Source organism: Rhodanobacter hydrolyticus (genome assembly GCF_044904645.1).
Genome location: NZ_JADIKK010000008.1, coordinates 747,802 through 765,897, shown reverse-complemented (window position 1 = coordinate 765,897; position 18,096 = coordinate 747,802). Strand labels below are relative to the sequence as shown.

General features: G+C 67.2%; 20 protein-coding genes. 14 read left to right on the top strand and 6 right to left on the bottom strand.

Features of this window, described 5'->3' with window-relative positions; all coding sequences use genetic code 11:
• Nucleotides 1-38: 38 nt before the first annotated feature.
• The 6 genes from ISP25_RS05850 to ISP25_RS05825 form a co-directional block, all read right to left on the bottom strand.
• On the bottom strand, nt 39-1,997 hold the full coding sequence (locus tag ISP25_RS05850) for a transglutaminase TgpA family protein (protein WP_404612382.1): 1,959 nt from the start codon (nt 1,995-1,997) through the stop codon (nt 39-41).
• Complete coding sequence (locus tag ISP25_RS05845) at nt 1,994-2,941, bottom strand: DUF58 domain-containing protein (protein WP_404612380.1); 948 nt, start codon at nt 2,939-2,941, stop codon at nt 1,994-1,996. Before ISP25_RS05845 ends, ISP25_RS05850 begins: the two co-directional genes overlap by 4 nt.
• A 193-nt stretch (nt 2,942-3,134) precedes the next feature.
• On the bottom strand, nt 3,135-4,082 hold the full coding sequence (locus ISP25_RS05840) for an AAA family ATPase (protein WP_192155061.1): 948 nt from the start codon (nt 4,080-4,082) through the stop codon (nt 3,135-3,137).
• Complete coding sequence (locus ISP25_RS05835; RefSeq protein ID WP_404612378.1) at nt 4,079-5,275, bottom strand: RDD family protein; 1,197 nt, start codon at nt 5,273-5,275, stop codon at nt 4,079-4,081. Before ISP25_RS05835 ends, ISP25_RS05840 begins: the two co-directional genes overlap by 4 nt.
• Nucleotides 5,276-5,330: 55 nt before the next feature.
• Complete coding sequence (locus tag ISP25_RS05830; protein WP_404612376.1) at nt 5,331-5,921, bottom strand: Maf family protein; 591 nt, start codon at nt 5,919-5,921, stop codon at nt 5,331-5,333.
• Entirely contained in the window at nt 5,918-6,367 is a 450-nt protein-coding gene (locus tag ISP25_RS05825) for a hypothetical protein (protein WP_192155067.1), read from the bottom strand. Before ISP25_RS05825 ends, ISP25_RS05830 begins: the two co-directional genes overlap by 4 nt.
• Before the next feature lie 133 nt (nt 6,368-6,500).
• Here ISP25_RS05825 and ISP25_RS05820 point away from each other — a divergent pair, with 133 nt between their 5' ends.
• The 14 genes from ISP25_RS05820 (at nt 6,501) to ISP25_RS05755 (ending at nt 18,065) form a co-directional block, all read left to right on the top strand.
• Entirely contained in the window at nt 6,501-7,019 is a 519-nt protein-coding gene (locus tag ISP25_RS05820) for a YceD family protein (RefSeq protein ID WP_404612374.1), read from the top strand.
• Between the two features lie 63 nt (nt 7,020-7,082).
• Complete coding sequence (rpmF, locus tag ISP25_RS05815) at nt 7,083-7,277, top strand: 50S ribosomal protein L32 (protein WP_192106966.1); 195 nt, start codon at nt 7,083-7,085, stop codon at nt 7,275-7,277.
• A gap of 184 nt (nt 7,278-7,461) precedes the next feature.
• Nucleotides 7,462-8,436, top strand: coding sequence for a beta-ketoacyl-ACP synthase III (locus tag ISP25_RS05810; protein ID WP_192155069.1), 975 nt, complete (start codon nt 7,462-7,464; stop codon nt 8,434-8,436).
• A gap of 106 nt (nt 8,437-8,542) precedes the next feature.
• Nucleotides 8,543-9,496: an ACP S-malonyltransferase gene (gene fabD / locus ISP25_RS05805; protein WP_404612372.1), complete on the top strand. Its 954-nt coding sequence runs from the start codon at nt 8,543-8,545 to the stop codon at nt 9,494-9,496.
• Between the two features lie 15 nt (nt 9,497-9,511).
• Nucleotides 9,512-9,715 carry a DUF1737 domain-containing protein gene (locus tag ISP25_RS05800; RefSeq protein ID WP_404612370.1) on the top strand — a complete coding sequence of 68 codons (204 nt, stop codon included), beginning with the start codon at nt 9,512-9,514 and terminating at the stop codon, nt 9,713-9,715.
• Nucleotide 9,716: 1 nt separating this feature from the next.
• Complete coding sequence (gene fabG / locus ISP25_RS05795) at nt 9,717-10,460, top strand: 3-oxoacyl-ACP reductase FabG (protein WP_404612369.1); 744 nt, start codon at nt 9,717-9,719, stop codon at nt 10,458-10,460.
• A gap of 227 nt (nt 10,461-10,687) precedes the next feature.
• Nucleotides 10,688-10,927: an acyl carrier protein gene (acpP, locus tag ISP25_RS05790; protein WP_007513179.1), complete on the top strand. Its 240-nt coding sequence runs from the start codon at nt 10,688-10,690 to the stop codon at nt 10,925-10,927.
• A 188-nt stretch (nt 10,928-11,115) separates the two neighbouring features.
• Entirely contained in the window at nt 11,116-12,354 is a 1,239-nt protein-coding gene (gene fabF, locus ISP25_RS05785; RefSeq protein ID WP_192155075.1) for a beta-ketoacyl-ACP synthase II, read from the top strand.
• 14 nt (nt 12,355-12,368) lie between these two features.
• On the top strand, nt 12,369-13,721 hold the full coding sequence (locus ISP25_RS05780) for an aminodeoxychorismate synthase component I (RefSeq protein ID WP_404612366.1): 1,353 nt from the start codon (nt 12,369-12,371) through the stop codon (nt 13,719-13,721).
• A complete protein-coding gene (gene pabC / locus ISP25_RS05775; protein WP_404612364.1) occupies nt 13,718-14,533 on the top strand; it encodes an aminodeoxychorismate lyase in 816 nt (271 codons plus the stop codon). Before ISP25_RS05780 ends, pabC begins: the two co-directional genes overlap by 4 nt.
• Entirely contained in the window at nt 14,530-15,573 is a 1,044-nt protein-coding gene (gene mltG, locus ISP25_RS05770) for an endolytic transglycosylase MltG (protein ID WP_404612362.1), read from the top strand. Before pabC ends, mltG begins: the two co-directional genes overlap by 4 nt.
• Entirely contained in the window at nt 15,566-16,201 is a 636-nt protein-coding gene (gene tmk / locus ISP25_RS05765; protein WP_192155081.1) for a dTMP kinase, read from the top strand. The genes mltG and tmk overlap by 8 nt, the downstream gene beginning before the upstream one ends.
• Nucleotides 16,198-17,133, top strand: coding sequence for a DNA polymerase III subunit delta' (gene holB, locus ISP25_RS05760; RefSeq protein ID WP_404612360.1), 936 nt, complete (start codon nt 16,198-16,200; stop codon nt 17,131-17,133). Before tmk ends, holB begins: the two co-directional genes overlap by 4 nt.
• Nucleotides 17,124-18,065, top strand: a complete 942-nt coding sequence (locus tag ISP25_RS05755; protein WP_404612358.1) for a PIG-L deacetylase family protein — start codon at nt 17,124-17,126, stop codon at nt 18,063-18,065. The genes holB and ISP25_RS05755 overlap by 10 nt, the downstream gene beginning before the upstream one ends.
• Nucleotides 18,066-18,096: the final 31 nt, after the last annotated feature.

Genomic DNA, 18,096 nt, shown 5'->3' with positions numbered 1-18,096 from the left:
TTCTCCATCACGTGATAGTGGTGCTACCCGGTTAACGCTTATTTGACCACGCGGCTGACAGGAAAATCCCGCACGGCGCGTTGCAGTGCCCGGAGGGATTCAGCGGCCGCTTCGTTATGGGCATAGCGCAGTTCGAGATAGTGGTGCATCAGTTTGATCAGCCTCTCGCGTTGCGTCGGCAGCACGCGGGCGGCGCGTTGCAGGAAATCGCGCGGCCCTTCGCCTCTCGCTCGCACCACGCCCATCCGCGCCAGCTTGTGTTCCAAGCCGCGCAAAGCCGCGCGTACGGCGTCTTCCGGTTCGCGCCGCCGCCATACCCATGCCAGTCCGATCAGCATGGCCAGCACGGAGGATGCGGCGAGCAATCCGACGAGTGTGGACGTCTCCGTCTCGCCGACGCCGAATGGCTTGAGCAGGCTGCGCTGGCGCAGCGCGTCGAAGCCATTAACGCCCAGGTTCCACCAACGGTTGACGATGTCCCAGCGATTGCGCATCGATTGCAGCCAGCCGCTTTGGTACCAGGGCAGCTGGCCGCCAGGAGCCGCGGCGGCGGCACCGAAATCGATGCGTTGCGGACGCACGGCGGCGGTGGGATCCACGCGCACCCAGCCGCGGCCTGTCAGCCACACCTCGCTCCACGCATGCGCATCGGAATTGCGCACCAGCAGGTAGCTGCCCATCGCGTTCCAGTAGCCACCCTGGTAGCCGGTGACCACACGGGCGGGGATGCCGGCGGCGCGCATCAGCACGGTGAAGGCGGATGAGTAGTGCTCGCAGAAGCCCTCGTGCGTGTCGAACAGGAAATCGTCCATCGCATCGCGGCCCAGCGGCGCGGGCGCCAGCGTGTAGCGGAAGCCGCCGTCGTGGAACAACGCCAGGGCGGCCTGCACGATGGCGGCATCGTCGCTGCCATATTGCTTGCGCCATGACTGGCCCAGCGCCAGCGTGCGCGGGTTGAAGCCATCGGGCAGTTCCAGCCAGCGTGCCTGGTCGCCGCCCGGTTGTGGTTCCAGCCGGTAGGCAGTGGCGGAGGTCAATGTGTAGTCGAGCAGCTTGTCCACCGGCTTGTCGGCAACCACCACACGATCGCGGCGCAGGCTGGCGTCGGGCGGGGCGGACAGCGGCACATCCAACGTTGGCAGCACGCGTTGCCGGGTCGGCTCCAGGTTGATGCGGTAACGGATGCCGTGTGCGGCCTCAAGGGCCGCCGGCGGTTCGTCGGCCGCGTCGCGATATGCCCAACTGACGCCGTCGTATTGGTCCATCACGTAGGCGCGGAAGTAGCGTTGGTCCGGCGGTGGCGGTGGGCCTTCGAAGCTCACGCGCAGCGCGGGACTGTTGTCGACCAGCAGTTGGGTGAAGCCGGATGGCGTCATGTTGTCGGCAAGGCCGCTGCGCTGTTCAGCGCTGTTCGGCGCCCCCCATAGCGGCGAACTGAGGCGCGGTACGAGCAGGAAAGCCAGCATTGCCAGCGGGAGCGCAACCGCCAGCAGGCCCATGCCGGGCAGCAGTTCACGCCACAGTGGGGCGGGTACACGCCGTCCCGGCTCCAGTGAGCGCAACGCGGCCAGTGGCGGCAGCAGGCCCAGCGCCACAGCGATGGTGGCGACGAGGCTGTGGTCGGAGAGCAGCGCGGCCATCAAGGTGAAACAGGCGAAGCTCATACCCACGCGGGCATCGCGCACGGTTTCGGTTTCCAGCAGCTTCATCACCAGCAGGCCGATGGCCAGCATGGTGCCCGGCCCTTGACCGAACACATTGCCGTAGCGGCCTACGACCGCCAGCACCAGCAATGCCAGCAGCGGCAGCTTCAGCCATGTGGAAGTGCGCGCGTGCTGGCTGCGACGTTGCCACCAGCGCAGGCCAAGGACCAGCAGCAAGGGGGCGGTCAACCACCAGGGCAGATGAGGCGCATGCAGTGCGATCACCGCGACGACGGAGAGTGCGGCGAGGTCGAAGCTGCGTTCGCCCAGCGGCGCGGCAGTGGCTGCGTTCATGGCAACAACGCCAGCGCACTCATGCAGCGCGCGTAATGCGTTGGCCCGCAGCCGGCGGTGATGGACCCGCTCGGCAATTTCAGGCTATAGCGGCGGCCCTGAGCCTCTGCCTCACCCAGCCAGCGGGCCAGGCGGGCGATGCGTGTCTCGCTGTCGAACGAGCGCAGGGCATCCCAGTCCAACAGCCAGGTTTCACGCGGCTCAGGGCGGTCGAAGTCTTTCACCAGCAGGTCGTGATGGCGGGCGCTGGCCTTCCAGGCGATGTGGCGTGGCGCGTCGCCGCGACGGTAGTCGCGAAGCGCGGCCAATTCCTCACCCGGTTGCGGGCGGAGCCGTTCTTGCGCGTCGGCGGGCAGGAAGGGCGGCGGGCCGCCCACTTCCGGCCGCGGCCACACCAGGACAGATTGCTGCGGATGCAACCAGCTCCATGCGCGGAACAGTCCCAGCGGCCAGGTGCTCCAGATGCGCAACCGCGGCAGTTCCTGCCAGCCGCGCCAAACGGTGGGCAGGTACACCTTCAATTCGGTGACGCCGTCCACGGGGAAGGCGTGCGTTTCGTCCGCGCAGTCCAGTCGCACGGCTTCGCGCGGGCGCGATGCGAAAAAGGACAGGGTCAGTTCCAGCGGCTCGCCCGCGGTGGCGTGACCGGCGCGGATGTCGCGCAAGCGCAGGCCATCCAGTGCGCGGAAAGCCAGCAGCATGCTGGACGCACAGGCCGCGCCGAGCATGCAGGTCAGCAGTAACGCGGCATTGTTCGCATAGTTCAGCGCCCCTACCAGCATCACCATCAACAGCACGCTGAAGGCAATGCCGAACGCGCTGGGCACGATGTAGATGCGCCGCCGGTCCAGTTCGATCGGCAACGGCTCGGGTTGGCGCAGGCGGGTGAGCGCGGGCAGGCGGCGTTCGGCGTGTTGCGCGAGCTTGCGCAGGAGCCCGTTCATGGTCTCCGGGTGCCCATCGGTGGGAGCGGTACGCACGCGGGCCACGCAGGAACGGGGGCACGCGGCGAGAGTTCAGGGAGAAGCCCGGCTCCGGAGAGCGGGGAGTGGACATCCCTCCATGACCGAATGACGCCGCCGGGATGCGGGCAAGCCGAGCCGGCGCGGGACGCCAGGGAGCCGCGGACGGGTGCCATCAATCCACCGCTACCTCGGCGAGGAGCTGGCGCGCGAGCGCCTCGCCGCTGGCGCCGCGTGCAGCCACCAACCGATGCGCGGCCAACGGCACGAACAACGCCTGCAGGTCCTCCGGCAACACGTAGGCTCGGCGATGCAGCAGTGCCCACGCACGTGCGGCAGCGAGCAGGGACAGGCCGGCGCGCGGCGACAGGCCGGTGCGGATGTCGGCATGGCGGCGGCTCGCGGCGAGCAAGGCTTGCAGATAGTCGAGCAGGGCGGGACTGGTGGTGATGGCCTGTGCCTGCCTGCGCAGTGCAAGCAGGGCGGTGCCGTCCAGTGCAGGCGTCAACGTGCTCAACAGGTCGTGACGGTCGACACCGGTGAGCAGTTCGCGTTCGGCCGCGGAATCGGGGTAACCCAGCGACAGCCGCAGCATGAAGCGGTCGAGTTGCGAATCGGGCAGCGGAAAGGTGCCGGCCAGATCCAGCGGATTTTGCGTGGCCACCACGAAGAACGGGTGCGGCAGGGCGTGCGTCTGGCCGTCCACGGTGACCTGGCCTTCGGCCATCGCCTCCAGCAGCGCGCTCTGCGTCTTGGGCGTGGCGCGGTTGATCTCGTCGGCCAGCAGCAGGCCGCCGAAGATCGGCCCGGGATGGAAGCGGAACTGGCCGGTCTCGCGTTCGTACACGCTGACGCCGAGGATGTCGGAGGGGAGCAGGTCGCTGGTGAACTGCACGCGCTGGAACTCCAGCGCGAAGCTCGCCGCCAAGGCGTGCGCCAGCGTGGTCTTGCCCACACCGGGCACGTCTTCCAGCAGCAGGTGACCACCGGCGATCAGGCAGGCCAGTGCCTGCTTTACCTGTCGTGCCTTGCCCAGCACGACGCGGTTGAGCTGCGCCTCGGCAGCGGCGAGGCGCTGGCGTAGTTCGTCGGCGGGTGGCGTGGCAGGCAAGGGCAGGTTCATTGCTGTTGGGGCTCGCGGCAGTTCATCGGCAAGGTACGGGCCGGCAGTTCGGAACTGCAACGCCAGGTTGGGGCGATGCCGCTACCTTTGTCCATCGTCAGCCAGACGCGTTTGCCGTCGAGCATGGACTGGCCCGGCGCGTGCAGGGTGAGTTCCAGCGCACAGCTGCCGTCTGCCTTCATGCTGCCGACCGTGATCGACTGCAGTTGCTTGCTGGCATAGCTGTCGGCGTCGCGGATGCCCGCTTCGCCGTTGCTCGGGCATTTCCCGTTGGTCTGCCATGCCTGAACCACTTGCGCTTCCAGCGGCTCGGCCTGCGCGATGGCGGTGACGACCTGCGCGCGCTGCAGGTAGTTTTGGTAAGAGGGAATCGCGATAGCCGCGAGTATCGCGATCACCGGCACGATCAGGAGCACGCCGATCAGCAGCACGATGAGGCAGCCGGACGTCTGCCGGTTCTGCCTCTCCGGGTGGTCGGTGAAGGCCCAACGGTCCGTCACCAGCGTGCTCGCCACCATGTCGTGCAGGGCTTGCTTGCGTTCGGTGAAAGCGGCCATCAGGAAGCCGATGTCCATCGTGAGATGGGACAGCGCCGCAGCGAACCAGCGGCCGACGGCGTGCTTCCAGCTGATCCTCCGACCTTCCAGGTCGGTGACCTTGATGCCCAGCGCGCGCTTGCCCAGCGTGGCTTGGTGCACGGAGCTTTCCTGCAGCGAGTAGTACAGCAATGACACGCCGAAGACGATTGGGTAGATCAGCAGGATCAAGGCGGCATGGGCGGGATCGGGCTCGTGGCCTTGCCCCAGGGCTAACGACAGGCCGAGCACCAGCGCGAACGCGAAAATCAGCACGAAGGTGATCGCGCCGAGAATCAACCCGTCTATCAGGTAGGCTGCCCAACGGCGGACGAAGCCGGCGTAGACCACGTCCACGGACGTCGCCGCGAACGGAGCCGGTGCGCTGAAACGCGGCGCTGGCGGAATGGTCGGTGGCGGTTGCGGTGGCGCGGTGGGCAGGCCCAGTTCATCGGCCAGCGAAGACAGCGGCTGCCATTGCGCCAGTCCGTCGCGCCAGACCAGTGTGTCGGGGGACAGCCGTTCGCGTTCGATCACACGAAGGAAGTCTTCCCGCGATACCGGCCCCTGCTGCTGGCCGTGGCGATCCGCGTAATACCAGGTCGTTTCCGTGCTCATGTTGTCCCCTGAAGTCCATGTGCAGAGTAGCGGCAGCTTGCGTGAACTGTCACCGCTATGGGATGGCCGCGCCGGCCGAACGCAGCATCCCAGCCAGTGCGATCAAGGGCAGGCCGATCAGCGCAGTGGGATCTTCGCTGTCGATACGCTCGAACAGGCTGATGCCCAGTCCCTCGCACTTGAAGCTGCCGGCGCAGTCCAGGGGCTGCTCGCGCGCCACGTAGCGTTCGATTTCCTGGGCTTCCAGTGCGCGGAAATGCACGCGGGTGCGATCGATGTGGAGTTGACGACAGCCATCGCGCGTGTCGAGCAGGCACAGCGCGGTATGGAAATGCACCACGCGGCCGGAGCTGGCGGTGAGCTGGGCGCAGGCATGAGCGGCGGTGCCGGGCTTGCCCAGGGTTTTGCCATCCAGCTCCGCGACCTGGTCGGAGCCGATCACCAGTGCATTGGCGAAATCGTCCGCGGCGGCCATGGCCTTGGCGATGGCGAGCCGCGCCGCGCGGGTGCCTGGCGCTTCGTCGGGCAGCGCCGTTTCGTCGGTGCCGGGTGCGCGCTGTTCGAAATCGGGTAGCAAACGGCGCAACAAATCGGCGCGGTAGTGCGAGGTGGAGGCAAGCACGATGCGGGGCGGCGTGTCGCTCATTCGGCGTCGCGATGGATGTGTTCGCGCATGGCGCTGTCGAGGTCGCGCTGGGCGGCGTCCAGGGCCTGCAGCAGCGGCTGCAGGCGGTCGCGGCTGGCGCGCATGGCGGCGGCGGTTTCGGCCAGCTCCTGTTGACTGGCACGTGCGGCGCGGTCGCGGATCCAGATGCGCTGGCGCAGCAGCGCCTGCAAGCCGGCATCGACCGCGTGGCGAGCATCCTGTTCGCTGGCGGCGGGCAGGTCGGGATTGGTCGCCATGACCGCGTGTGCCTGCTGCAGACCGGCGCGGCAGCTTTTCAGGTCGGTTTCCAGCCGGTCGGCAAGGTCGAGCAATTGCTGAAGGTCGGTGGCACGCCGGTTCTGCCAGCGACGCGAGGTGAGCGCCCAGATCGACGCGACGACCAGTATCAGCAGCGCGAGCACGCCGAGCGACAGGGAAAGGTTCACGTGGACAGATGATTGAGGTGGGCGTGCAGTCTGCCGCAAGCGGGGTGGATCAGGCAAAATACGCAAAACGGATGACGCAAGCGCTTGATTGTCGGTTGACTTCGGCCGTCCGCGAACTTACCATTTGCCGATTATGTCCGTGACATTGCCAGAGTCTGTGGACGCTTGGCGCATGGTTTCGGCGCGGCGTTCGTTCGAAGGATCGATGCCTGTTGCTGCTCTGGAGCGCCTGTGCGGTGCACTGGCCAACAGCGAAGGCGAGGTGCGTTACCGGCTGGATTTCGGCCGTGACGAGCTGGGTACGGACTATGTGGATGTCCATGCGCAGGCGCCGCTGACGATGACCTGCCAGCGTACGCTTGAGCCGTTCCTGTTGCCGGTGACGGTGGACAGCCGGCTCGGCCTGATCCGGCAGGAGCGCGACGAGGCGGGTTTGCCGCCGGGTTGCGAGCCGTTGCTGGTGGCCGAAGACGGTCGTCTGCATCCGGCTGACGTGGTTGAGGACGAGTTGTTGCTGGCCTTGCCGCTGGTGCCGGTGAATCCGGACAGCAGCCTGCCCGATGCGCTGGTGGATCCTGGCGAGCTGGAGCAGGACGAGGTGCAGTTACAAGAAAACAATCCGTTCGCGGTGTTGCGCGAGCTGAAGAAGTAAACCGGTCGGGGCATGCAGCCCCGATCATGTGAACATCGAAACAGGTTCAGTTGGAGAACTACCATGGCCGTTGCCAAGAGCCGCCGTACCCCGTCCACCCGCGGCATGCGTCGCGCACACGACAAGCTGAAGACCGTGCAGCTGTCCACCGACCCGACCAGCGGCGAGGTGCACCTGCGCCACCACGTCACTGCCGACGGTTTCTACCGCGGCAAGAAGGTCATCGAGACCAAGGGCGCCGTGTCGGTCGAAGACTGATCGCGCTTGCGGACTCTCTTCGCGGAGTCCGCCTGCAGGCATCGAACGGAACGGCGCGGCGACGCGCCGTTTCGCGTTTGAGCATGCCGGGCGGTTCACGTCGCCCGGATTCCCGATGTCCGAACGGTTGCGCATGCACCGCACAGGGCGTTCAATGCACGGTTTGCGTCCCACGGAAAACGGAATGGCCTCGATCTACTCCCGCATCATCGCTACCGGCAGCGCACTGCCCGAGCGCGCCGTCAGCAACGCCGATCTGGAGAAGATCGTCGACACCAGCGACGAATGGATCCGCAGCCGTACCGGCATCCGTCAGCGCCACATCGCCGCCGATGGCGAGACCACGGGCGACCTCGCTTTCCTTGCTGCGCAACGCGCGCTGGAAACTGCCGGGGTGAAGGCTGCCGAGATCGACCTGATCGTGGTCGGTACCACTACGCCCGACATCATCTTTCCGTCTACCGCCTGCCTCGTGCAGCAGCGTCTCGGCGCCAATGGATGCGCGGCATTCGACGTCAACGCCGCCTGCTCGGGTTTCATGTACGCGCTGGGCATCGCGGACAAGTTCATCAAGAGCGGCCAGTCGAAGAAGGTGCTGGTGATCGGCGCCGAGACGCTGACCCGCATGATCGACTGGAACGAGCGCGAGACCTGCGTGCTGTTTGGCGATGGCGCTGGCGCGGTAGTGCTCGAAGCCTCCAGCGAGCCCGGCGTTTACGCCACCTGCATGCATGCCGATGGCGGCTACAAGGAATTGCTGTGGAACCCGGTCGGCGTGTCCGTCGGCTTCAAGGACGAACCCAACCATGGCGTGCGCATCAAGATGGCCGGCCGCGAAGTGTTCAAGGTCGCGGTGAAGACGCTGGATTCGCTGGTCGGCGAGACGCTGGAGGCGGCCGGGATGCACGAGGCTGACATCGACTGGCTGATTCCGCACCAGGCCAACCTGCGCATCATCGAAGCCACCGCGAAACGGCTGGAAATGCCGATGGATCGCGTGATCGTCACCGTCGACCAGCACGCCAACACCTCGTCCGGCTCGGTGCCGCTGGCACTGGATTACGCGGTGCGCTCGGGCAAGGTGCAGCGCGGCCAGAACCTGCTGCTGGAAGCGTTCGGCGGCGGCTTCACCTGGGCTTCGGCGCTGCTGCGCTACTGATCGACTCGCGATTCGTCCGAAGCCTCCAGCCCGAGTTCCCCATCTCCAGCAATGTGGGTGCGGACCCGGAGCGGAGGCCTTGAGCTTTTCCGTTGGAGAAACCTGCATGACTGCCACCCATTCCCATCTCGCCTTCGTCTTCCCCGGCCAGGGTTCGCAATCGGTCGGCATGCTGGCCGAACTGGCCGCCGCGCATGGCGAGGTGAAGGCGAGCTTCGACGAGGCTTCGCAGGGCGCGGGCGTGGATCTGTGGGAGCTCAGCCAGCAGGGGCCGGAGGACCAGCTCAACCGCACCGAAAACACGCAGCCCGCGCTGCTCGCCGCAAGCGTGGCGGTGTGGCGCGTGTGGCAGAAGCTCGGTGGCGCGCAGCCTGCGCAGTTGTCCGGCCACAGCCTCGGCGAGTACAGCGCGCTGGTCTGCGCGAATGTCCTGTCGCTGCACGACGCGGCAGCGCTGGTGGCTGAACGCGGTCGCCTGATGCAGGCGGCGGTGCCGGCGGGCACCGGCGCGATGGCGGCCATCCTCGGTGGCGACGACGCGCAGATCGCACAGGTGTGCGACGAGGTTGCGCAAGGCCAGGTGGTGGCGCCGGCCAACTACAACTCGCCGGGCCAGCTGGTGATCGCGGGCAACGCCGAGGCGGTGGATCGCGCGCTGGCCAGGCTCGCCGAGCTGGGCGTGAAGAAGGCGGTGAAACTCGCCGTGTCGGTGCCTTCGCACTGCATGCTGATGCGCGATGCCGCCGACAGGCTGGGCGAGCGCATGGCTGCGCTGTCGTGGCAGTTGCCGGCGATTCCGGTGGTGCAGAACGCCGAGGCGAAGCGTTACGACAGCATCGAAGACATCCGCGGTGCGTTGCAGCGCCAGCTCTACCTGCCGGTGCGCTGGACCGAATGCGTGCAGGCGCTGGCCGCCGGCGGCGCCACGCGCATCGCAGAGTGCGGCCCGGGCAAGGTGCTGGCCGGCCTGGTCAAGCGCATCGACAAATCGCTGGAAGCGCGCGCCATCGGTATGCCTGCCGAACTTGCCCAGACGCAAGGCGAATGGCAGAACCCCTGATCCGGAGTCGTACCCGTGAAATCATCGCCACCCGAGGGGCTTCCTGCATACCGATTGCTTACCGGCCCGGACGACTCCGCGTTCTGCCGGAGGGTGAGCGAAGCATTGGCGCTGGGCTATACGCTGTACGGATCCCCTGCCGCAACCTTCGACGGCAAGTCGGTCATTGTCGCGCAGGCCGTGGTCTGGCCGTCGCATCACACAATCCACGAGAACTGACATGAGTGCAATTCTGCAAGGTGAAATCGCGCTGGTCACCGGCGCCAGCCGCGGCATCGGCGCGGCGATCGCGGACGAGCTGGCGGCGATGGGCGCCACCGTGATCGGCACGGCCACCAGCGAAAACGGTGCGGCCGCCATCGGCGAGCGGCTGGCTGCGCACGGCGGCCATGGCCGCGTGCTGGACGTGGCCGATACCGCCGCCGTGGAGGCACTGATCGACGGCATCGCCAAGGAGTTCGGCGCGGTGAGCATCCTGGTCAACAACGCAGGCATCACCCGTGACCAGCTGCTGATGCGCATGCCCGAGGCGGACTGGCAGGCCATCCTCGACACCAACCTCAGCTCGGTGTTCCGCACCAGCAAGGCGGTGATGCGCGGCATGATGAAGGCGCGCAAGGGGCGCATCATCTCCATCGCCTCGGTGATCGGCTTGACCGGCAATCCCGGCCAGTCCAATTACGCGGCGGCCAAGGCAGGCATCATCGCGTTCTCCAAGTCGCTGGCGCGCGAGATCGGTTCGCGCGGCATCACCGTGAACGTGGTGGCGCCTGGCTTCATCGATACCGACATGACGCGTGCGCTGCCGGAGTCCGCGAAAGAGGGCCTGCTGAACCAGATCGCGCTGGGCCGACTGGGCGAGGCCAGCGACATTGCCAAGGCGGTGGGTTTCCTCGCATCGCCCGCTGCCGCCTACATCACTGGCGAAACCCTGCACGTCAATGGCGGCATGTACATGCCCTGAGCGCTTGGCGCGGCAGTTTCAAACGGTGCCGAGTCCATACGGCAACGCATGCCAAACCTGTCGCACAGGGTCGCGTTTTCGGCGACAATCGCGTTTTCGCATCGGCCGCGAGGCTGGCACAGCAACACTGGCAGGTGCATGGCGGCCTTGCGGTTTAGCCACTACAATCCGCCGGTCTTTGCCGGCCGCAAGCCGGCGCACAACACATTCCCCGTGGGAGATTTGCAATGAGCACCATCGAAGAGCGCGTCAAGAAGATCGTCGTGGAGCAGCTGGGCGTGAAGGAAGATGAAGTCACGGCGAACGCTTCGTTCGTGGACGATCTGGGCGCCGATTCGCTCGATACCGTCGAGCTGGTGATGGCGCTGGAAGAAGAGTTCGAGACCGAAATTCCGGACGAAGACGCCGAGAAGATCACCACCGTGCAGCAAGCCGTGGACTACATCAAGGCCCACTCCAAGGATTGATCAAGCGACGCAGGCAGGCGCAATGCGCCATTGCTTCGCGAGCGGTACCGGAAGCTGCGCCGACTGGCGCAGTTTTCGTTTCTGTAATCCGTAACGTCCGATCCCGTATGGTGCGCCATGGCCATGGGCATCCGCGAACGAAGGGTGCCGGCCACGCGCCGGCTCCCCGCAACACGAAGGAAAAGAGCATGAGCAAGCGACGCGTGGTAGTGACCGGCATGGGCATCATCTCGCCGGTCGGCAACGACCTGTCCACGGCTTGGGACAACATCCTCAAGGGTGCCAGCGGCATCGGCCCGGTAACCCATTTCGATGCGACCACTTATGCCACGCGCATCGCCGGCCAGGTGAAGGATTTCGATCCGGCGCAATGGATCGCGCCGAAAGAGATCAAGAAGATGGATCCCTTCATCCACTACGGCATCGCCGCGGGCACGCAGGCCCTGAAGGATTCCGGACTGGAAGTGACGGAGGCCAACGCGCCGCGCATCGGCGTGGCGGTGGCGGCCGGCATCGGCGGCCTGCACACCATCGAACACACCTCGATCGAGCTGCACGAGAAAGGCCCGCGTCGCGTATCGCCGTTCTTCGTGCCTTCGTCGATCATCAACATGGTGTCCGGGCATCTGTCGATCATGTACGGCCTGAAGGGTCCGAACATCGCTTGCGTCACTGCCTGCACCACCGGCACGCACAACATCGGCCTGGCCGCGCGCATGATCCAGTACGGCGATGCCGACGTGATGATCGCCGGCGGCGCCGAGTTCGCCACCACCGGCACGGCGATGGCGGGCTTCTGCTCGGCCAAGGCCATGTCCACCCGCAACGACGAGCCGACCAAGGCCAGTCGGCCGTGGGACAAGGATCGCGACGGCTTCGTGCTGTCCGACGGCGCCGGCGTGCTGGTGCTGGAGGAATACGAGCATGCCAAGGCGCGTGGCGCGAAGATCTACGCAGAACTCGTGGGCTTCGGCATGAGCGGCGATGCGTTCCACATCACCGCCCCCAGCGAGGGCGGCGAGGGCGCGGCACGTAGCATGGATACCGCGCTGAAGGACGCGGGCCTCAATACGACTGACGTGCAGTACGTCAACGCGCACGGCACCTCGACGCCGCTGGGCGACCTGGGCGAAGTGCTGGCTGCCAAGCGCGTGTTCGGCGATTACGCCTACAAGCTCGCGATGAGCTCGACCAAGTCGGCGACCGGCCATCTGCTGGGTGCCGCTGGCGGCGTGGAGGCGATCTTCACCATCCTGGCGCTGCGCGACCAGGTGCTGCCGCCGACCATCAACCTCGACGAGCCGGGCGAAGGCTGCGACCTCGACTTCGTGCCGCACACCGCACGCGAAACGAAGCTGGACGTGGCGATCTCCAACTCCTTCGGCTTCGGGGGCACCAACGGCACGCTGGCGTTCCGTCGCGTTTAATAAGCCGCTGCGCTGTGACACATCGTCGAACCTTGCACGGCCGGCGCGACTTGCTCGCGCCGGCCGCTGCATTTCCGCAGCGCTATCCCTGCCTGCTCGAAAGCGTGCTGCATGGCACGCCGCAGGCGCGCTACGACATCCTGTTCGCGTTTCCGCAGGGTAGCCTCACGCTGACTGCCGACGGTGTCGTGCGCGATGCTTCCGGCGATGCGGTGGGCGCGCGCTTCCTGGACGCACTGGATTCCGCCTGGCGGGCCGAGCGCCTGCCGCGCGAAGAGGATGGCCTGCCGTTCCACGGCGGCTGGGCGCTGCTGCTCGGCTACGAGCTGGCCAGCGAAATCGAGCCGAAGCTGCGCTTGCGCACCGATGCCGTGCTGCCGGTGGCACTGGCCCTGCGCTGCCCGGCCGCCGTCATCGTCGACCATGCGCGCGGTTGCACCGTGCTGGTGGCCGAGGCCGGCAGCGAGCACCTGCTCGACGTGCTGGAAGCCGATCTGGCAACGGCGCCCGCGACGTCCGCGCCGACGTTGCCTTTGCCGGTACGACTGGCCGAGGACGAGCCAAAGCTTTTCCTCGACGGCGTGGCGCGCATCCACGAACACCTTTCCGCGGGCGACATCTTTCAGGTGAACCTGTCGCGCGCATGGCGTGCGCACTACGCCGAGCCGCCGACCGCGGCGGCGCTGCACCTGGCCTTGCGGCGCGCCAATCCCGCGCCGTTCGCGGGCCTGCTGCAGCAGCCGGGCTGGGCAATCGCCAGCTCCTCGCCCGAACGGCTGGTGGAAGTGCGCGACGGCATCGCGCAGACGCGTCCCATCGCCGGTACCCGCCCACGCACGGTCGGCGACGACGACGTTGCGCGTATCCGCGAGCTCGCCGCGCATCCCAAGGAGCGCGCCGAGCACGTGATGCTGATCGATCTCGAGCGCAACGACCTTGGTCGTGTCTGCGTGCCGGGCACCGTCGAGGTGGACGAGCTGATGACGGTGGAGAGCTATGCCCACGTGCACCACATCGTCTCCAACGTGCGCGGGCGCCTGCGCGAAGGCGTGACGCCGGGGCAGGCGATAGCAGCGGTGTTCCCGGGCGGCACCATCACCGGCTGCCCCAAGGTGCGCTGCATGCAGATCATCGCCGCGCTGGAGGATGCGCCACGCGGCGCCTATACCGGTGCGCTGGGCTATCTCGACCGCAATGGCGATCTCGACCTCAACATCCTGATCCGCACGCTGACGCTGACCGGCGACACGGTGTGCCTGCGCGCGGGTGCCGGCATCGTGGCCGACTCGGAGGCGGAGAAGGAGCTCGACGAAACCCGCGCCAAGGCGCGCGGCCTGTTGCGCGCATTGGGGGCAGGGGACACATGATGCTCGTCGATGGTCAGTCGCAGGACACGGTCGCCGCGCTGGATCGCGGCCTGCTGTATGGCGATGGCCTGTTCGAGACGATCCGTTTTGTGGGCGGCAACGCGCCGCTGTGGGCGCGTCACATGCAGCGGCTTGCACATGGCTGCGAGCGGCTGCGTTTGCCTGCGCCCGATCCCGTATTGCTATGGCGCGAGGCGCTGGCGGTAACTCAGGGCATCGTGGATGCCGTGCTGCGCATCACGCTCACCCGCGGCATCGGTGCACGCGGGTACGCGATGCCCGCGGTACCGCATGTCACCCGCATCGTGGCGGCGTTCCCGCTGCCGGAGATCGATGCGACGGCGTACCGCGACGGCGTGCGCCTGCACCTGTGTGAAACGCGCTTGGCCGAGCAGCCCTTGCTTGCCGGCATCAAGCACCTCAACCGGCTGGAACAGGTGCTGGCGCGCGCCGAGTGGAGCGATCCCGCGATCGCCGAAGGAGTGCTGTGCGATCCGCACGGCAATGCGATCTCGGCTACCGCGGCCAATCTGTTTGCGGTGATCGGCGACGTGCCGGTGACGCCGCGCGTGCACCGCTGCGGCGTGGCCGGCGTATTGCGTGCCGAGCTGCTGGCTGCATTGCCGCAGGCGCAAGTGCGCGATCTGCCGCTGGCCGAATGCCTTGTCGCCGGCGAACTCTTCCTATGCTCCAGCGTTCGCGGCATTCTGCCCGTTCAGGCCGTGGGCGATAGGGTGTTCGCTCCCGGCCCGGTGGCCCGCGCGATGCAGGCGCATTGGCGCGGGCTTGGCTTCACTTGGGAGCAGGCATGACTGGCAAGACCTCGCGCGGACGTGTTTTCTGGCGCAATGCGATCCTGGTGCTGTTGCTGGCGCTGATCGGTGTCGCGGTGTGGAGCTGGCGCGATTTCAGCCGCTTCGGCAATACGCCGCTGCACGTTTCGGCGCAGGGCGAGAGCATCGACATCGGTCGCGGCAGCAGCTTCAAGGAAATCGTGAGACAGCTGCGCAGTCAGCAGCTAAGCGGCGCGTCGCCGCTGTACTGGCGCCTGCTGGCAATGCAGATGCGCGCCGCGGGCAAGCTGCATGCCGGCGAATACGCCACGCCCGTCGGCATTACTCCGCGCCAGCTGCTCGCCAATATGGCCGCGGGCAAGGTGCTGCAGCGCAACTTCACCATTGTCGACGGCTGGACTTTCCGCGACGTGCTCGCGGCGCTGGCCAAGGCGGAGAAGCTCAAACACGACACCGCCGGTCTGGATGATGCGGCGATCATGCAGAAGATCGGCGCGACGGGTGAACAGCCGGAAGGCCGTTTCCTGCCCGAGAGCTACGCCTACGTGAAGGGCGACAGCGATCTCGACATCCTCAAGCGTGCGCATGTGGCGATGGCAAAGATGCTGGACCAGCTGTGGCCGGGGCGCGACAAGGATCTGCCGCTGGCCACGCCCTACGATGCGCTGATTCTTGCCTCCATCGTGGAGAAGGAAACCGGCCGCGCCGACGAGCGCGCGAAGATCGCCGGCGTATTCGTGCGCCGCCTGGAGGACCACATGCTGCTGCAGACCGACCCCACCGTGATCTACGGCATGGGCGACAGCTACCAGGGCAAGATCCACAAGGTCGACCTCACCACCGATACGCCCTACAACACCTACACCCGCCCGGGCCTGCCGCCCACGCCCATCGCGATGCCGGGCAAGCCGGCGATCATGGCGGCCTTGCATCCCGAGCCCGGTACCGCGCTGTATTTCGTGGCGCGTGGCGACGGCACGCACGTGTTTGCCGACACCCTCGACCAGCAGAGCCGCAACGTGGCCTGCTACCAGCTGAAGCATTGCGGCAATGATTGAGCGCGGCCGACTCATCACGCTGGAAGGCGGCGAAGGCGCAGGCAAGAGCACCTTGCTGGAGGGTTTGCGTGCGCACCTGGAAAGCCACGGTGTCGATCCGTTGCTGGCGCGCGAGCCAGGCGGCACTGCGCTGGGCGAACAGGTGCGCACCATCCTGCTGGATCCCGCGCAGCGCTCGATGTGTGCAGAGAGCGAACTGCTGCTGATGTTCGCCTCGCGTGCGCAGCTGGTGCGCGAAACGCTGGAACCCGCGCTGGCGGCAGGCCGCTGGGTGCTGTGCGACCGTTACGTGGATGCCAGCTATGCCTACCAGGGCGGTGGCCGCGGCCAGCCGGTCGAGCGCATCGCCGCGCTGGAACGGTGGGCCTGCGCCGGACTGAAGCCCGACCTCACCCTGTTGCTCGACCTGCCCGTGGCCGACGGGCGCGCGCGCGCAGCCGGTCGTGGCGAGGCGGATCGCATCGAGGTCGAGGCGGATGGTTTTTTCGAGCGCGTACGTACTGCGTATCGCGCGCGCGCAGTGGACGAGCCGCATCGCTTCCGCGTGATCGACGCCGGCCAGCCGCCCGAGGCGGTGCTGCGCGCCGCCATTGCGGCCACCGCGCATTTGTTCGGGGCGACAGCATGAGCGCAATGCCCTGGCACGCAGCGGACTGGGCACGCCTGCAGGCGCGCCGCCAGCGCGACGCCTTGCCGCACGCCTTGTTGCTGTGCGGTCCCGCCGGACTGGGCAAGCGTGCCTTCGCGCAGCGCTTCGTGCGTGGCTTGCTGTGCGAGCGTGCACAGGATGGCGAAGCCTGCGGGCAATGCCGCAGCTGCCTGCTGCTGGCTGCGGGCACGCACCCCGACGTGGTGACGCTCAGCTTCGGCCTGCGCAAAGACGGCACGCCGCGCACCGAGATCGTGGTCGAGCAGATCCGCGACCTGTCCGCGCGATTGGCGATGAGCAGCCAGTTTGGCGGTTGGCAGGTGGCGCTGATCGATCCGGCCGATGCGATGAACGCGGCGGCCGCGAACGCGCTGTTGAAGACGCTGGAAGAACCAGCCACGCGCACCATGCTGGTCCTTCTTGCCGATGCACCGTGGCGCTTGCCGCAGACCATACGCAGCCGCTGCCAGCGCATCGAATTCAACGTGCCGCCACCCGCGGAGGCGCAATCCTGGCTGGAGGGGCAGGGCGTGGCGCAACCTCAGAAGGCGCTCGAAGCGGCGCTGGGTAATCCGGGCCTGGCGTTGGCATGGACGCAGGAAGGCGCACTGGAGCGTCGCGCCGAAGTACGCCGCGACCTGGCTGCGCTGGCCGCCGGCCGCGGACAGGCGGCCGATATGGCCCGTCGCTGGCTGGACGACGAAGCCGCACAGCGCCTGTGGTTTGCCGCGCAGGCGGTGGCCGACGAACGTCGTGCGCAGGCGTCGCAGGCCGCGTCGCCGCTCGCCAGCGTGATGGATGGCGAAGCGCTGGCGCGCTGGTACGACGCCGCCAACCGCACCCGGGATGCCTTGCGCGGCCCCTTGCGCGGCGACCTGTTGTTGCTGGAACTGCTGGCGCAATGGCGCTGAGTGCGCCGACGCCACCGAGCATCACGGCGCAAACCCGCCTGCTGGTGGTGGCGCCGCATCCCGACGACGAAACCCTTGCCAATGGCCTGTTGATCCAGCGCGTGCTAGCGGTCGGCGGTGCGGTGCGCGTACTGCTGCTCACCGATGGCGACAACAATCCATGGCCGCAGCGCTGGCTGGAACGGCGCTGGTTCATCGGCGCGGCCGGGCGGGCGCGCTGGGGATCCCGCCGCCGCGCCGAATGCGGAGAGGCGCTGTATCGATTAGGCGTGCCGCCCTCGGCGCTGCAACCGCTGAGCTGGCCGGACATGGGTGTGCTTGACCGCCTGTTGCAGCCGGATCGTCAGGCACCAGCCGAACTGGCGGTGACGTTGGCGGATTTCGCCCCCGACCTGATCGCCATGCCGGCGCTGACCGATCGCCATCCTGATCACGGCGCAGCGCATGTGCTGGTGCGCATGGCGTTGGCACGGCTGGGATATACGCCGACCTTGCTCGGTTATCTGATACACGGGCCTGGTGATGCCGCTCCGGAGCCCGGATCGATCGGCACCGCCGCGGAGCAGGCCGCCAAAGAAGAAGCGCTGGCCGCTTATGGCACCCAACTGGCCCTGAGTGGCGAGCGGTTTCGCCGGTTGGCCCGGCGCCCCGAACGCCATGCGTCGATCGCGTCCGTTTCGTCCGCTGCGGATCGGGGACTGCCGTGGCGCCCGTCGCCGTTGCTATGGCCATGCCTGCGCCTGACCGTAGCGACCACCTCCGGCGAAGTGAGGCAATGGCCATGGCGTGACGCGCCGTTGCGGCGCGACGGGCATGGGGGCTGGCAGCTGGATTGGCCGGCTGCGCAGGCAAACGAAGTCTGCTTCGCACGCTTGTCGTTGGCGCTGCCATCGCCATGGATCTTCGACCATTGGGGTTGGCGCGAGATCTGATGGCCTGTTCACGATTTTCCCGTAGCCCGCG

Excerpts from the sequence above, each read along its gene's own strand:
- ISP25_RS05850 (WP_404612382.1), bottom strand. The coding sequence starts at position 1,997 with ATGAACGCAGCCACTGCCGCGCCGCTGGGCGAACGCAGCTTCGACCTC.
- ISP25_RS05830 (WP_404612376.1), bottom strand. The coding sequence starts at position 5,921 with ATGAGCGACACGCCGCCCCGCATCGTGCTTGCCTCCACCTCGCACTAC.
- ISP25_RS05845 (WP_404612380.1), bottom strand. The coding sequence starts at position 2,941 with ATGAACGGGCTCCTGCGCAAGCTCGCGCAACACGCCGAACGCCGCCTG.
- holB (WP_404612360.1), top strand. The coding sequence starts at position 16,198 with ATGAGCGCAATGCCCTGGCACGCAGCGGACTGGGCACGCCTGCAGGCG.
- fabD (WP_404612372.1), top strand. The coding sequence starts at position 8,543 with ATGACTGCCACCCATTCCCATCTCGCCTTCGTCTTCCCCGGCCAGGGT.
- ISP25_RS05835 (WP_404612378.1), bottom strand. The coding sequence starts at position 5,275 with ATGAGCACGGAAACGACCTGGTATTACGCGGATCGCCACGGCCAGCAG.
- rpmF (WP_192106966.1), top strand. The coding sequence starts at position 7,083 with ATGGCCGTTGCCAAGAGCCGCCGTACCCCGTCCACCCGCGGCATGCGT.
- fabF (WP_192155075.1), top strand. The coding sequence starts at position 11,116 with ATGAGCAAGCGACGCGTGGTAGTGACCGGCATGGGCATCATCTCGCCG.
- ISP25_RS05840 (WP_192155061.1), bottom strand. The coding sequence starts at position 4,082 with ATGAACCTGCCCTTGCCTGCCACGCCACCCGCCGACGAACTACGCCAG.
- pabC (WP_404612364.1), top strand. The coding sequence starts at position 13,718 with ATGATGCTCGTCGATGGTCAGTCGCAGGACACGGTCGCCGCGCTGGAT.
- acpP (WP_007513179.1), top strand. The coding sequence starts at position 10,688 with ATGAGCACCATCGAAGAGCGCGTCAAGAAGATCGTCGTGGAGCAGCTG.
- fabG (WP_404612369.1), top strand. The coding sequence starts at position 9,717 with ATGAGTGCAATTCTGCAAGGTGAAATCGCGCTGGTCACCGGCGCCAGC.
- ISP25_RS05755 (WP_404612358.1), top strand. The coding sequence starts at position 17,124 with ATGGCGCTGAGTGCGCCGACGCCACCGAGCATCACGGCGCAAACCCGC.
- ISP25_RS05810 (WP_192155069.1), top strand. The coding sequence starts at position 7,462 with ATGGCCTCGATCTACTCCCGCATCATCGCTACCGGCAGCGCACTGCCC.
- tmk (WP_192155081.1), top strand. The coding sequence starts at position 15,566 with ATGATTGAGCGCGGCCGACTCATCACGCTGGAAGGCGGCGAAGGCGCA.
- mltG (WP_404612362.1), top strand. The coding sequence starts at position 14,530 with ATGACTGGCAAGACCTCGCGCGGACGTGTTTTCTGGCGCAATGCGATC.
- ISP25_RS05820 (WP_404612374.1), top strand. The coding sequence starts at position 6,501 with ATGTCCGTGACATTGCCAGAGTCTGTGGACGCTTGGCGCATGGTTTCG.